This is a genomic window from Methanoregula sp., from assembly GCF_050010295.1.
GTDB lineage: Archaea > Halobacteriota > Methanomicrobia > Methanomicrobiales > Methanospirillaceae > Methanoregula.
Window position 1 is genome coordinate 26,370 of sequence record NZ_JBEKLH010000008.1, and the last position, 14,279, is coordinate 40,648.

General features: G+C 53.6%; 10 protein-coding genes and 2 tRNA genes. 4 read left to right on the forward strand and 8 right to left on the reverse strand.

What is annotated here, in order from left to right; translation table 11 throughout:
• Positions 1 to 268 precede the first annotated feature (268 nt).
• Positions 269 to 2,575, forward strand: coding sequence for a tubulin/FtsZ family protein (locus ABSB80_RS10420; RefSeq protein ID WP_428370558.1), 2,307 nt, complete (start codon positions 269 to 271; stop codon positions 2,573 to 2,575).
• Between the two features lie 19 nt (positions 2,576 to 2,594).
• Here the strand turns inward: ABSB80_RS10420 and ABSB80_RS10425 are convergent, their stop codons facing one another.
• Both ABSB80_RS10425 and ABSB80_RS10430 read right to left on the reverse strand, forming a co-directional pair.
• Positions 2,595 to 3,545 carry a DUF128 domain-containing protein gene (locus ABSB80_RS10425; protein ID WP_428370559.1) on the reverse strand — a complete coding sequence of 317 codons (951 nt, stop codon included), beginning with the start codon at positions 3,543 to 3,545 and terminating at the stop codon, positions 2,595 to 2,597.
• 1 nt (position 3,546) lies between these two features.
• Entirely contained in the window at positions 3,547 to 3,984 is a 438-nt protein-coding gene (locus ABSB80_RS10430) for a dCTP deaminase (protein WP_428370560.1), read from the reverse strand.
• A 56-nt stretch (positions 3,985 to 4,040) separates the two neighbouring features.
• Here ABSB80_RS10430 and ABSB80_RS10435 point away from each other — a divergent pair.
• A tRNA-Arg gene (locus ABSB80_RS10435) sits at positions 4,041 to 4,112 on the forward strand.
• A 652-nt stretch (positions 4,113 to 4,764) separates the two neighbouring features.
• Here ABSB80_RS10435 and ABSB80_RS10440 read toward each other — a convergent pair.
• From ABSB80_RS10440 to ABSB80_RS10450, 3 genes are all read right to left on the reverse strand, one after another.
• Positions 4,765 to 6,123, reverse strand: a complete 1,359-nt coding sequence (locus ABSB80_RS10440) for a carboxypeptidase regulatory-like domain-containing protein (protein ID WP_428370561.1) — start codon at positions 6,121 to 6,123, stop codon at positions 4,765 to 4,767.
• Between the two features lie 73 nt (positions 6,124 to 6,196).
• Positions 6,197 to 7,720, reverse strand: a complete 1,524-nt coding sequence (locus ABSB80_RS10445) for an AMP phosphorylase (RefSeq protein ID WP_428370562.1) — start codon at positions 7,718 to 7,720, stop codon at positions 6,197 to 6,199.
• A 209-nt stretch (positions 7,721 to 7,929) separates the two neighbouring features.
• On the reverse strand, positions 7,930 to 10,599 hold the full coding sequence (locus tag ABSB80_RS10450) for an MEMAR_RS02690 family S-layer glycoprotein (protein WP_428370563.1): 2,670 nt from the start codon (positions 10,597 to 10,599) through the stop codon (positions 7,930 to 7,932).
• Positions 10,600 to 11,128: 529 nt separating this feature from the next.
• On the opposite strand from ABSB80_RS10450, the gene ABSB80_RS10455 reads away from it, so the two are divergent.
• Both ABSB80_RS10455 and ABSB80_RS10460 read left to right on the forward strand, forming a co-directional pair.
• The gene (locus ABSB80_RS10455) at positions 11,129 to 11,854 is read left to right on the forward strand and encodes a thymidylate synthase (protein WP_428370564.1); all 726 of its coding nucleotides are present in this window, start codon (positions 11,129 to 11,131) and stop codon (positions 11,852 to 11,854) included.
• Between the two features lie 56 nt (positions 11,855 to 11,910).
• Positions 11,911 to 11,983 (forward strand) — tRNA-Gln (locus tag ABSB80_RS10460).
• 62 nt (positions 11,984 to 12,045) lie between these two features.
• On the opposite strand, the gene ABSB80_RS10465 is transcribed toward ABSB80_RS10460, so the two are convergent.
• The 3 genes from ABSB80_RS10465 to ABSB80_RS10475 are packed head-to-tail and all read right to left on the reverse strand — an operon-like array spanning position 12,046 to position 14,260.
• Positions 12,046 to 12,759 carry a DUF1614 domain-containing protein gene (locus ABSB80_RS10465; RefSeq protein ID WP_428370565.1) on the reverse strand — a complete coding sequence of 238 codons (714 nt, stop codon included), beginning with the start codon at positions 12,757 to 12,759 and terminating at the stop codon, positions 12,046 to 12,048.
• Positions 12,756 to 13,376 carry a fibrillarin-like rRNA/tRNA 2'-O-methyltransferase gene (locus ABSB80_RS10470; RefSeq protein ID WP_428370566.1) on the reverse strand — a complete coding sequence of 207 codons (621 nt, stop codon included), beginning with the start codon at positions 13,374 to 13,376 and terminating at the stop codon, positions 12,756 to 12,758. The genes ABSB80_RS10465 and ABSB80_RS10470 overlap by 4 nt, the downstream gene beginning before the upstream one ends.
• A complete protein-coding gene (locus ABSB80_RS10475) occupies positions 13,373 to 14,260 on the reverse strand; it encodes an NOP5/NOP56 family protein (protein WP_428370567.1) in 888 nt (295 codons plus the stop codon). The genes ABSB80_RS10470 and ABSB80_RS10475 overlap by 4 nt, the downstream gene beginning before the upstream one ends.
• Between the last annotated feature and the right edge of the window lie 19 nt (positions 14,261 to 14,279).

The following is a 14,279-nucleotide window of genomic DNA, read 5'->3' on the forward strand; positions in this document are numbered from 1 at the left end:
AAATCAGCCAATTCAGCCCCAGTTCCGGGATATCCTTTCGAAATCACCATCACAGCCGGGTTGAACGCAGGATGATCTTACCAGTTCAGGCATCGTTTGAGGTTTCCCTTATGGGCGGTTCCGCACGCAGGAGCTCCGTTCTGCAGGGAAACCTTTTTTCTGCCGGAACAATTATCCTATAAGATATTGAACTCCGGTTGGAAAATATATAGAATGAATACGTAGACCCCGGGGTCGATCGGTTTTATAGGTCAATTCTATGCGGATAGTGGCAATCGGATTAGGCGGGGCGGGATGCAGGATAGTCGATAGTCTCTACACGACTGACCGGCACAGCAGTAAAGTGGCATGTATCCAGGGCCTTGCTGTAGACGTAGACGAAACCACGCTAAGACAGCTCGAAGGCCTTCCGGAACCTTCAAAGATATTCTTCCCTTCGCTCGATCCGGACCGCCATGAAACTTCAGGAGGGGCAGGTCCGACTGCCACCATCGATATCGGAGAGATTGTTTCAAGGATCCATAATTTTGAATCCGGGGAAACTGACGCGATTTTTATCTGCTGCGGGCTTGGCGGGAGCATGACAGACATTGTTCCGCATGTCATTACCAGCCTGCGGGCATCGATCGTGGAACCCATTTTCGGACTGGTCACCCTGCCCTGCCTTGCCGAAGGGGAGAAGCGATCTGCAAAAGCATCAGATGATATTGATATCCTTTCACCGCTCCTTGACGGGATGATCCTCTTTGATAATGAGACATGGTATAAAAAAATCAAAGCACGGAGCACTCACCTTCGAAAGAAAGAGGCTGGAATTGCAAGGAGATTCGGATTCGGGAAGGCAGAGCCCGAAATCTCATCGGAACTTGCTACCTACCTCCTCCTCAATGAAACGATAGTCAGGAGAATAAGTCTGATCCTCCGTGCAGGAGAGTTCAGGGCCGATGGCGGGATTGATCTGGCAGAGGTGGTCCTGGATTCCGGTGAGGTACTCAACACCATCAAAGGGATGGGGTTCATCACAATTGGATATGCTGTTGAACGTCTCTCTCCCAATCCGCTGGGTTTCCTTACCCAGTGGAAACCGGCGGGAATATTCAATGAAGAGAGCAAAAAGAAGGCCTCGCGTATTGTTGAGCTCGCAAAACAGGCAATTTATCACGAGATATCAACACCGTGTGACATGACGAGCGCCCATAAGGCGCTTATCCTTGTAGCGGGCCCATCACATGAGCTCTCCATGAAAGGATATATGACGGTGAGGAAATGGATAGACCGGAGCATCAGGGGACTTGAGACCCGGTCCGGAGATTATCCGGTGATGAATACCAAGAATGTTGCTATCATCATCATGCTGTCCGGACTTGAAAATATCCCCCGTATCAGCGAGCTCCGGGAAATCCGGGCACAATACAGTGCCAGATCCCGGCATGGCGATATCCGGTCGGCACCTGCAGAGAAAGGAGCACCGGGACAGGATGCAGATCCGAAAACAAGCCGTGGTAAAATATCTCCCTCGATTCGTAGTGCGGGAAATGGCAAAGACGAGATGATCATCCTTCCCACGAAAATGAAGCAGGAACGATACAGTTACGATTCTCCTGATGATGCCGGAAATCCGGGACACGGCCGGGAGACCGGCGAATATGGGGGGCTTCGGGGGATCGTACCTGAAACCGATTCTTATCTGCCACAGGCCAGCCTGCGTCCAACATCGGGGACAAGCCAGAGGAAGGAAGAGCTTTTATCACAAAAAGTAGCAGGTGAGAAAATATATCACGTGACGGATGACCGTCCCAGAGTAATAAAGCGCCGGGTCATTGTTACTCCGGGAAAAGATACTACGCCTGGAAATGACCCACGTGACCAGCGGATACGAGAGTCCTCCTCAATGAGTTCGCATCTCCCGAAAAAAGAGACTGGAAAAATAATCTCCTATGGCCCAGATGAGGGACGTGAGGCCCGGCCGGTGTCTGATTCAGCTGCACGGACGAAAGATATCGCACGGCACAGAATCGAACAGGAGTTACAGCGGCAGCGGATGATTGCAATCTCAGGCAAAGCAGCAAAACCTGATAATGCCAATTCAGAACCTGACCGAACCACTCCGGGAACTTCCGGATCGACGCGGGAGATTCCGAACGCAACCGTCTCATCCGAAAAACCGCGGCCGCCCGAGATGGAAAAAAAGACGATTATTCTGCAAAAGAGAAAACCCGTGTTGCATTCGCAGGAAAATCTGGTCCCGGATACCCCGGTACATGAAAGTGCAGCTACGGATGAACGTATACCAGAAGGGGTATCTGGTAACTCTGTGCCGGAGGAGGCGCTGGATAAAATGACAGTCGATCTGAAGGAGCCGGGCTTCAGGGTAAAAGATGAAATTTTCGACGGGAAAAAAATCCAGAGGAGTGCCATTCCAAAGGTAAGGGATACTTCGCTTATGCATACGAGCCTGAAACAGAAAAGACCGGACAGGAGTGCGAAGAGTCCTGACGCGGATACGGTCCGGACTGCTGAAGGCGAAGCAGTGTCAGAACCCCAGAAAAAAGAGGGGAAAAACATTAAAACATGATGATATTTCCTGGATCTGATCAGTTCGGTCCTATCACCTTTGAGAAGGGAATATTGCCAGCCCCGATCTCCGTTTTTATCGGAATGCCATGTTCGACAGTATTCCCGATGTAATTCATTCCGCTGAAGGCAACAATGGAGAGACGGTAAGGGCTGTTGGGCAGGTTAAAAACCTGGTTCCCCAGGGTCACCGGAAAAACAAATCCGCAGGCATTCATCATACGGATTGTCTCCTCCACGTGCTTTTTGGCAGCACACGGTACTTGTCTGACGTTTGCAAGAGCAATACCAGTTTTTGACCGGGCAAAACCGGATATGGAGGTGAGACCGGCCGAAATGAATAGTTCGAGGGGATCGATGGTTGTCCCGCGGTAGGCGATGAGATCCCTGAATTGCCTGGGGACGCCGTTTTCAATCTCAAGTCTTCCGCCAAACGCCATCCTGACAGGGATGCCTTTTCGCTGGAATACACCATCCATTGAGATGCTGCACAGGGTAATGAACCCGACCGAGCCTGAGGGGACCCGGGGATCATGGTCTATGATACGGTAAGAATTAAAAAAACCGCATCCTGCCCTGACAACTTCATCAAAAGCGGACTTCACCTTTTCAGCGGATTCCTCCGGTACAATGGATAGGTTGTATGCCACGTCTCCGGTGCTGGTTGCAGGATCGAATGTGCTCCGATAGGCTAGTCGTTCAAGTTTTGAAATAACAAAGCCAATCCGGTCATCCACAAGAGCATTATCGGTCTCTTTCATTCCCGCGGCAGTCAGTATCCTTCCCTGGTTCCCGACTTTTTCGGTGAAGCCCATGGTATCAAGGTAACTGAGGTAATACTGGACTGCGCGGTCACTCAGGATAAATCCCCTTTCAGTCATAAGCTCAGAAAGGCGTTTTGCTCCCATCGGATCCTTGTGCTCTTTGAGAATCCGTAAAATTTCAATATATTTTCTTTCTGTACGAATCATATTACTTCGCCCCTACGATGCCAAGGCTGTCCTGGTACCGCCCCGAATATCTCTCATTCCCCTCACGGACTTCATGGAGAATAATCTGTACTATACGGTCGTTTTTCTGCACAATAATATCAGCGCATCCCAGATTGGAAAGGCATAAGGTCAGCTGTCCACGGAATCCCGGGTCGATGTATCCGGCGCCCAGCAGGATCCCGCGCCGCCCGAACGATGATCTACACCGGAGTGTTCCTGCAAGGTCGGCAGGGAGCTCGATCCACTCGAGGGTCGGCAGAAGAGTACAGGTTCCCAGGGGGAGTGTCATATCGGACGCAGAACGAAGATCGTAGGAGGCAGGTTGCTGGCATTCGCCATCATAGGGGTTGATCACAAGTTTTCCTTCCGTAGAATCCAGATCGCGGCGGCGGACAAACTCAGATGCAGAAAGAATCATTGCTTAGTTTTTCGGGAGAAAATACTTAATATCTTTTGATGTAAAGAAGATGAGAAGGATCCATGGGGTAGAGGATATCCTCTTGGGCTTCGAACCCAAGGACGCGGGTTCGATTCCCGCTGGGTCCGTTCTTACCAAAACAGAAATGATTGCCAGAACGGCTTCTCTAGAAATCCGATTATATCGTGTGATTCGCTTACATTTTTCAACGGTTATGAGAGTGACCCCCTCTCCCAAGTCGAAGAACTCTGACGACTTCTTCTTATCCTCAAGGTTCTGATGAACCGCCTCGAAAATCGAAGAACCTGCCGGTTCTTCTCAAGCCTGGTCTTCCCTTCGGAAACAGCGGTCTCCCCAGAGGGGGGGCAACGCAAGGGGAGCGTCCCCTTGAATCTCTGAGAGGTCTTCAGACCTCGAAGAGGAGAAGATTTACGAAGTAAATCTTCGACTCCCTATTTTTTCGGCGGGATTTTCACCAACATTCTAAGGGACTATCTCAATATGGGGATGCCCGAGCGGGGGGGACTGCCAAAGGCAGTGGAGAAGATTTTCTTCAGAAAATCTTGGACCGCGGAGAGTCGAAGAACTCTGATGAGGTCTTCTCCAGCCTGCTCTTCCCTTCGGGAACAGCAGTCCCCCCAAGAGAGTCTATAATGAAAGCCAATGATTTCTATAGAACCGTCAGAACTTTCGCTCATGTCCGATGATATTATTTTAAAAAAATTATGAGGGTTGTATTTCACCCGGATCGAAAAATGACAGGTTTCCCGTGATGAGAGGTCAAATTTCGTTCCTTCTCACCACATGGCGGCGTTTCCGGTGACCGAACATCCTGATGGCGGCGAACAGGACTAAGATACAAATGACGCCGACGACAATCATGGTAATAAGCCCAAAATCCAAACTTTTCTCCAGGGTCAGGGTGACGGAAGCAGATGAATTCACCGGGCTTACCTGTTCCTGGACGTATGATGGCCGATACCCATCCTTGGACGCAGTGATATTATAGGATGTATTGAATTCGACATGGGTAGCGTACTGGCCGTGAACATCGGTAGCCCCGACGATGCTACCGTCTATGGCGATGGTGGCATTGGGGACGATCTGCTGGTCTTTGTCCTGGACCAGGACAGTAAGAGCCGCATTTTCAGGCTGCAAAGTAAAAGGATAATCCTCGCTCTGGTTCGAGACTGATATCGGCTGGCTCACGGTAACATATCCGGGTTTTCCGATTTCGATAAGATAGGAGCCGGAAACGAGGTCCGGTAAACTTACCCGTCCGTACTGGTTCGTGGTGCCTGAAAGGGTTCCGTTGACGTAGACGTTCGCCCCTGCAACAGGGGCCTGACTTTCATCAACTGCGTAGATAAATGCGCCGACAGGAATCTTCGAGAGTTCCACGGAATCCAGTGCATCTGTCTCACTGATTGTCCGCGTTTCGGAAAATGTCTGGTATTCCGGAGCCGTTATTTCAATGACATAGGATTTCCCGCGGGTGACCTGTGTTATGAGCGTTCCCTTTGTGTTGGTCATCCCGACAGGAACTGAATTGAGCAGGACTTCCGCGCCGACAACAGGTAAACTGGTATCCTTGTCGGTCACAACAAATGAGAAGCGGTTACTGGACAACAGATAATACTGGACCTCTTGATCATCGGTGCCCATGGCAAGCGTAACGCTCCGCGGCTGGTAATTTGCAGCAGTGATATCGATGGAATACAACGTTTCGGCCGTAACGCCGAAGCTTGCAGAACCCGAGACATCCGTCTGTTCTTTCTGTGTCAGATTTGTCCCTGAGATCGTGACGTTCGCTCCATAGACCGGCGCGAGTGTATCAGAGTCGATGAGGTCAACCTTGAGGGTAAGACCCTGCCGGGTCAGGCTGACAATGAGATTCGTCGTGTTTGGATCCACCATCGTTTCCCAGGTATTATACCCGGCCATGGAGACGCGGATGTCGAGATCGTTCAGACCATTGCTGGTTATCAGGGCCTGGCCGTTGTTGTCAGTCAGGGCGTAATTTACTCCGTTAAGGAAGAGCGAAGCATGAGGGATGGTAGAATTATCGAAACGGTCCTGCACGGTTACCTGCAGGGTGTTTGCCTGTACAGCGCTGAAGAGCAGGATAATGCACAGCAAAGCAAAAAGCAAACGATTTTTATGCCTATACATACTAAAATATCGCCCACTGCTCATATTTGAGGACATCGGTTCAAATCTCCGATATCGAAGGGACCCGGTCCAGAAGCATTCCTTCTACAAAAACCGGCATAAGACGACGTCCTTCCTCAATCGCATTCTGGAGACGCCAGCTCCTTTCAGCATAAATCGTGAAGAGCGGCTCCCCTTCCTTCACCAGTTTTCCCTTCTTTGCATGCAGGAGGATCCCTGCACCCGGGTCGTGGGGAGCGCCCGCCGTGCGGGCTAGACTGATAAGCGACCGGTTGTTCATATCGATAATATATCCGGATGCGGGAGACTTCACAATAAACTGGTGCTCACCCGGAACAATATCGGACGATTTTACGTTGGGATCGCCCCCCTGGATCTCGATCATTTTCCGGAATTTTTCAAGTGCTTTGCCCTTGGTGAGGATGTCCTGTGCTATTGCCGCACCCTGGCCCCGTTGTGCTTTGCCGGACATCTCAAGTGCAATACCGGCGATTGAAACGCTTTTCTGGAGGAAAGAATTGGGCTCGGTCGCACCTTCAAGCACACGCAGGGCTTCGATCACTTCCAGTTTCGGGCCGATGCTGTGACCTACGGGGATGTCCCCGTACGTCAGGGCGCATTCGACTTTCATGTTGAGCCGTTCCCCGAGCTCAATGAATTCCCGCGCAAGTTTTCTTCCTTCCTGCATAGTCGCAACTTTGGTCAGGTGCCCGACCGGTATATCGATCACCACAAGGTTTGCACCAACGGCAAACTTTTTTGCCATCACACTTGCAAGCATCTGGCCACGGGCATCGATCTTGAAGGGATATTCCTGGATGATGATCCGGTCATCGGCAGGAGCAATATTGGTGGCACCGCCCCATACGATACAACCACCGACTTTTTCGGTCATCTGTTGCACTTCACTGGATGAGAATTCGACAAACGCCAGAACTTCCATAAGGTCCGCCGTTCCACCGGCACCGGTTATTGCACGTGAACTCGTTTTCGGGATCTTCAGTCCGCTTGCGGCAATTATCGGGACAACAAGCAATGAGATTTTGTTGCCGGGGACTCCGCCGATGGAGTGTTTATCGACGATGGGCCGTGATGCAAACTTGATCTGTTCGCCGGTTTCTACCATGGCTCTCGTGAGGTGTTCCACCTCATCCATATCAAGAGAGTTTACATAGGATGCTGTGATGAATGCCGTGAGTTCTGCCGAAGAGAGGTCATCCCTCACCACATCTTTGATGATTGTCAGGGTCTCCTCCTTGGTAAGCCTGCCACCGTCCATCTTCTTTTTGATATAATCGAGTGAGAGGGGCCGGCCTGCTTCCCGGACTTCTATTTCCGCGCCTTCTTCGATATGCATGCGTTCGTTCGTTATACGGTATATGCCGATTGTTCCCTGTTGAATAATGGTGGATGTCGTCTCTACAAATGCTGCAACTGAAACGCCATTCTTCGGGTTTATCACCTGGACACGATCGCCATTGAGAACGCCCATACTGCGGGCGTCGAGCGTGTTGAACAACACACCCCGCGTCGCGATGTCGAGAATTTTTGCAACCAGTTTCATTGTTCACATCACCACAGATGACAACGTATCCGGCAGGATACATTTTTCACATCTACGTTGACTGCCGGGACATTAAAAACGATGCCACGCAGGCAGCCGGAACCCGGGAAGCACATAACCGGTTGCTTTCGCACCAGATGCCCGAAATAAAGCCGGATAATTTTTTGTGGAACGGGACCACTTTAAAAAAAGGAGATTTTGATGTTAGTTCAGTGCCTGCGCACGACAATGAATGCAACTGCACCGAGACCGATCAATGCGATCAGTGCACCATAGCCGGGCGACTTGGTGGTCGGGACCGGGGTGGGTACGGTGGTCATTGCAACGGTTGCCGGGACAGTCGTGACTGGTGCTGCAGTTGTTACAACTTTTGTCGGTGCTACCGTTGGGGCAGCGCCTTCGAGGACGTTGAAGAGTGCAGTGCCGGTGGCTGACTGGAGGACGCCTGATGCCTGAACGATGTACTCGTCCGGTTTGAACGTCGATGCGTCAACTGGGAACGAGATCGTGTTCAGGCCATTGGTGCCCTGTGCGACTGCGACCGTGCCGGTTGCGCCGCTGAACTCGCCGCTCTGGCTCTTGTCAGTGGGCTTGAATGATGATGAGTAGACCTGGACGAGGACCTGGTCACCGACTGCGAGGTTGGTGGTTGCAGTGATGGTGAACTTGTCGCCTACGTGCGCATCAGGGATCGGGTTGATCGTGATGGCAGGTACCTCGACGAGGAACTGGAGCTTGGTGTAGGTGTCGTCGACATTAGCGTTGGTAATGCCCTCGACAAGTGCCTCGGCTGCATCGGATCCCTGCAGGCTGCTTCCTCCTGCGATCTGGAAGATGCGGCTCGCGTTGTAGGTGGTACCCGTGTTTGTCGTCGACTGCAGGTTGACAACCCAGACAGGAGTGCCGGACAGCAAACCGGTTATGGATCCTCCGGAGGCAGTCTGCGGAACGATATCGAACCGGTTGTTCTGCATCGGGTGCTGGACAACGACGAAGTACTGGCCTGCCGCGAGACCGGCGGTATTGGCCTGCTTGAGCTGATAGTCGAATGATGCGTCAGCGTTCACGCTCTGGGTGGTGTAGAATGCAAAGTTCGTACCGATGAGCCAGATTGCAATGCCGGGTGTCGGGTTGCCTTCTGCAGTACCGGTGATGTCTATGGTGTCACCCTGTGCAATTACTGACGAGGATGCGGTTGCAGAGACGAACGGCTTCTTGATGACGATGGAGACAGTGCCGTACGCTTCATTGGCGAGGTTCTTCTGGTCACCTGCTGCTACAGCCTGGCTCTCTGCATAGACTGTGTAGGTACCTGCATCGAGTTCAATGCCTGCTGTTCCCCAGTTGAAGGACCAGGTATTGTCGCCCTGGACAGGTGCAGTGTCGAAGTTGGTTGTAACACCGGTAGCGATTGCCGTGTGCGGCTGGGAAAGCATCCCGCCGGTGGTCCCGAGGTTCGGTCCGAAGAGGAGCAGGTAGGTTGTTGCCGACTCGGTGTTGGTACCCGATAACAGGATCTCTTCGCCGAGGTAGTAGCTCTGGTCGCCTGCCGCTACAACGGTAACGGTTCCCTTCTGGACAGTCACGGTGACTTCGTCATACTTGTAGTTGTGGCCCGCTGCAGCGGATCCGAAGTCCTGTTCTACACGGATCGTGTACTGCTGTGCCTTGGTCCAGTTGGTCGTGAGGAACTGGACGGTCCTGGTACCGGAGCTGGAAAGGGTTACGTTCGCATAGCGCGTGCTGTCCTGTGTATCCTGTGCGACAGTCTGCTGAGAGTTCTGGTAGATGTACGCACCGGTTATAAAGTCACTGACATTGACGCTGTTCTGGTTGGTGTCGATGAACGGGGCCGCGCTGTCAACCGAGTTGCTAAAGCCCGTGGTGTCCTTGACCCAGACATTGTAGCTCTGCGATGGCTTACCCGTGATGGTGACTGAGAACGGCTTGGTCCGGACAACAGTATCCATGTTGGCCTCGATCTTCACCGTGTTGGAGACAAGGGTGACGGTCTGGGTCGCGCTGATGGTCTTCCCGGTGAAGCTTGCTCCGCCGTTCAGGTAGTTGGCCTTCATGTTGTTGAGGTCCGACTCTGCGTAGAGCGTGTACGTCCCTGCCGGGTAATAGTACTGGCCATTACCATTTACGTTGTTGACAAGGCCGGTAGCCCATGCATTAACAGGTATCTGACCATTAAGTGGCCATCTGTACGGTGAGGTGGCAACGGGCAACTTGGTAAGACCATTGGTTAGAGAAGAAACGTTGTACAGTGCGGTAAGCGTTGTTCCCGAAGCGGGAATAGCATTGATGGTAATGTATCCCGCAGATTGCGTCTGTGCAACGGGTGCAAGTGCGTCCGTGTAACGGTTTGTGAAGACACCGTACATGTTGGTTCCAATCGTAAACCCGAGATTCTCTCCCTGGGGGACCGAGCCTCCGGTTACATCGACCGACTGGTCGAAGTCCCAGACTCCGAGGGTAAGGGACGGGTCCTGCACGTTGATGACCGGTATTGGACCTGCCCATGCGCTACCCGTGGCCGGGTTCACGAGGTACCAGACACCGGTGTACCCGACGAAGGTAGACGGTGCAACGGTGAATGACTGGTACTGACCGTTGGCCAGAGTAACCACCTGGCTTGGTGTGGTTGTGCCGATCTGTGCAGCTGATGCCCACCAGCCGATCGTGGTGTTCAATGTACCTCCGTTACTTGCGGAAACTAGTGCATTGGTAAGGTTTAAATGTTCTTCCCCAATGAACACTTGTGCGCCCTGGTTGACTCCCGTAAGCATAACATAATCTGTAGCCGATACCGGCAGTACAGCAACGAGAACGAACAACGCAAGTGCAACAAGTGCAATCGTTAATCGCTTAGTCATGTGTTCGATTCCTCCAAAGTTTACATCATACAATTCAAGCCGGGAACGGTATTCGACAAATGCCGAATAACGGTTCTACGAGCCCCATACTCCGTTTAGACGGAATATGAAACAGTATTTGTAAAAGAGCCAATATATCCTTTGTGGTTGATTTTTCCGGTGATTCCGGGGGAGATGCGTCCCCTTTTTGGCAATCAGGACAATAAAATCAATTTTTTTGTCCCGCATCCGGCCCCATGATAAACCGGGAATGCCACTTTGATGGGACTGTGCAGAGTATATAACTCGCGCATGCTGGTAAGTTTATTGTCGAACTGTGTGTACACTCTTACAATTTAGTTAATATTCAATTTTTTTATAAGAAAATGAATAATTACTATCCGGATGCTTAATTAACACCGGCACTTTTGTTGTGGACCCGTATCCCCCATTCCTCAATATTCAGAATGTATGAGACATGCTATAACCGTGGGTAGCGGCCGGTCCGGATTTCAACAGATATACAATATCGGATGACAAATGCCTTAGTATGAGAATTATCCGGGCACCGAGCATCGGGCTGGCACACGAGCAGGTCATCAGGATGATCCTGGAGAAGGGCTGGGTGCTCCAGACCGAGGACGCCGAAGCGACGGTCGAATTCGAAGAGGTCGCCCTGCAGGTCGATACCCCGCTTGCGGAACCGATGACCAGCCCGCACTCCCGGTTCCAGCAGAAGTTCGTGGAACAGTATGCAAAAGACCTGCTCCACGGCTCCCATGCCTCCTTCGAGTACGACTACCATGGCAGGCTCTTTGACTGGGGAGAACGGCTGGTGACTGGCGGGCAGCCCGTGCATATCGACCAGATTGCCTATATTGTCGACAAACTCAAAACGTCGCCGGTATCCCGGCGTGCGATCGCGATCACCTGGAACCCCGTCATCGATGAAAAACTCGATGACTGCCCCTGCCTCCAGCTCGTCCAGTGTGTCCTTCGGCACGGAATGCTCAGTATGCGGGTGGTCTTCCGCTCAAACGATATGCTCACCGCAGCCGGTGCGAACATGTATGCGCTCGTCCAGCTCCAGAAATCCATCGCCGGCCAGCTCGGGGTCCCGTGCGGGACCTACACCCACATTTCCCTTGTCCCCCATATTTACTACCTGCGGGACGTCCACGACATCGAACCATTTTGCGGGAAAGGGACGCTGATCCATCCGGTCCGGGAGGTCTGCCGGGCCTGCGGGCGCTGCGACCAGGCAAAATCCGTGTGACCCGCAACTGTCCGTCACCTTAATTAAGCAACAGCGGCAAAAAATATGGGTCAGACAGCCCGGTAGTGTAGCGGTCAATCATGGGGGACTCTGGATCCCCCGACAGCAGTTCGAATCTGCTCCGGGCTACTTCTTTTGTGCAGTTTTCCTGACGGAAAATACCGGTTTTTAAATCTGCATCCCGTCCTGTATCATGCGACAAGGGCTGAAAGGACGCATGCGAGAAACACAGCACCGAACATACCGGCCCCGCCGATGCTCACTTCAGGGACTTCAAGATCCTTTATTGCGGGGAGCCGGGCAATACCGGCACCGAGAAGCGTGCCGGCCGTGCCGGAAACAAACGCGGTGACACCCGCCGTCAGCCCGGTCCCCCCGGTGAACAGCAGCCCGCAGAGCAGTGCTGCAAGCCCAGGGATGAATAGCGGTGCCCTGATACCGTACCCGGGTACAGAACGTGTGGCCACGTACGCGATCACTGCCACGATCACGATGCCGGTTGCCACCGGTATGAGTATTGATGTGCCCATAAGTGAAATCGCACGTGAGAGAAGATAGAATGATACGATGACCGGGATGAGGGCCCCGCCGAGATTGAGCGAGATTACTGTATCCCATACCGGCGCTGAAGCCGGGGCATTCGCGCCGTCATATGCGAACTCCCCGTGCCCTGCCCGGACCATCTCCCGCCGTACCGTAGAGAGGGGTATATTGATAAAACTCCCGAACAGCATCAGCAGGACTACCGCAAGCGCTGCAGTCCAGGAGAACCCCAGCCGGGTGAACGCAGCGCCGACCAGCCCGAGGAAGAGCAGCGGGATGATGACGATGACCAGCCCTATGAGGAGGAGGATGGCGATGAACGGGAGTGCCCCTCCCGAATACAACCGGATCCCATCGGTCACGCGGATCCCCCGGTGCGGATTTTTCTGCAGATGATAGCGGCATGGTCCTGGTGGTACGGGGCAAGCCAGACGGATTCGGTAATCTCCAGCCCGCCGGCTTCGAGCGCGTCAGCCGTGTCGCGGAACACCTCCCCCGGTTCCTTTCTCACGTCCACGCTCCGGGTCTTGAGCATAAGGATCAGGTCGCCTCCGGTTTTTAAAAATGCACAGTTCCTGAGGACAATTGCTGCCTGTTCCGGCTGCGCCACGTCCTGGTAGAGCAGGTCGACCGCTTCCACGAGCGGGGCATACTGTTCAGGGCGGGCGGCATCGGCCATGATGGGGACAACGTTTCTGCGCCGCCGTGCGACTTCCAGCAGGTCCTGCATCGGGCGGGGTGCAAACTCCACGGCATAGACCACCTCTGCACAATCTGCAACATGGGAAACGGTTGTACCGTTCGCAGCACCAAGGTACAGCACCCGCATTTCCTGAGTAATGTCTCTGCCGGTACCGGTGAAGTAAAGGGCTGCAAGCTTGCTCCGGTACGGGTCCCAGACCCGTGCACCCCCGAGCATCCGTTCATTATAGACACCCCCCTCGCCCCGGGAAACCAGCACGTCCCCGATCCAGATCACGGTTCACCTTCCCCCGCGCTCGTCGCACCTGCCCCTTTCCCGGCAGCATCGATAGAGGCCTGTGCCGATTCGAGGAACTCCGGTGCAGCCACACCCCGGAAATAATCGATACGTGCGGCAATCGCAAGTTTTCCGGCGAGCACGCGGGCGACCCTGCCCCTGAGCTGGCGGGAGGCGTTGTGGACCCGCCGGTGCTGGAAGATGATGCCGTGCTTTGGTGAGGGGGACTGGGTCCGCAGGTGGGCAAAGAGGGCCGTCCGTGCACCGAGGACCTGGATGGCGCTCGCCGGAAGCCGGGAGAGAGGGAGGAGCCCCCCTGCCCGGGACATGAGCCGGGCTGCCACCAGCCCGCCGATCAGGGCACTCGTATTGGGCATGACCCGGTTTGCCCGTGCAGAGACCTCTTTTGCAAGCTCGGTTCGTGCAGCCGCAAGCTCCTCGATCTGGGCCGCGACTTTCCCTAATGCTCCCCTCCCGTTCCGGGAGATCCCTTTCACGAGGACATGTGCCGGTGTCCTCCGGTACTTGCGGGAGAAGGCCGGGTGCAGGATCTGGTGCCACTCCGCCACCCGCCCGGAGAGCAGGTTGATCGCCTCGTCCATCCCGTCAAGTGTTCTTACCATCTGGAGCAGTTCGGCATCTTTCCCGGCGTACTGGTCGCGGATCCCCCGTTCTGCAGCGGCAAAACATACCTCCCGGAGCCGCGAGAGGTATTCTCCCCGGTCTTTGCAGGCACCACACCTTACTGCCGCTTTCCAGTCCGGCGGGACGAACGTGTCCATGTCGGTATGGATGGAACGGACTCGGCCGGCAATGGCGGGCGGGTCTCCGGTGAACGGTATGCAGCGCCCGTCCTCAATATCCCCGAACCAGTAGGATGGCATGATAGGAAACTAAGGGGTT

What these genes read in the sequence shown, in the direction of transcription:
- ABSB80_RS10475 (WP_428370567.1), bottom strand. Translation starts at nt 14,260, where the DNA reads ATGCCATCCTACTGGTTCGGGGATATTGAGGACGGGCGCTGCATACCG.
- ABSB80_RS10445 (WP_428370562.1), bottom strand. Translation starts at nt 7,720, where the DNA reads ATGAAACTGGTTGCAAAAATTCTCGACATCGCGACGCGGGGTGTGTTG.
- ABSB80_RS10455 (WP_428370564.1), top strand. Translation starts at nt 11,129, where the DNA reads ATGAGAATTATCCGGGCACCGAGCATCGGGCTGGCACACGAGCAGGTC.
- ABSB80_RS10430 (WP_428370560.1), bottom strand. Translation starts at nt 3,984, where the DNA reads ATGATTCTTTCTGCATCTGAGTTTGTCCGCCGCCGCGATCTGGATTCT.
- ABSB80_RS10450 (WP_428370563.1), bottom strand. Translation starts at nt 10,599, where the DNA reads ATGACTAAGCGATTAACGATTGCACTTGTTGCACTTGCGTTGTTCGTT.
- ABSB80_RS10425 (WP_428370559.1), bottom strand. Translation starts at nt 3,545, where the DNA reads ATGATTCGTACAGAAAGAAAATATATTGAAATTTTACGGATTCTCAAA.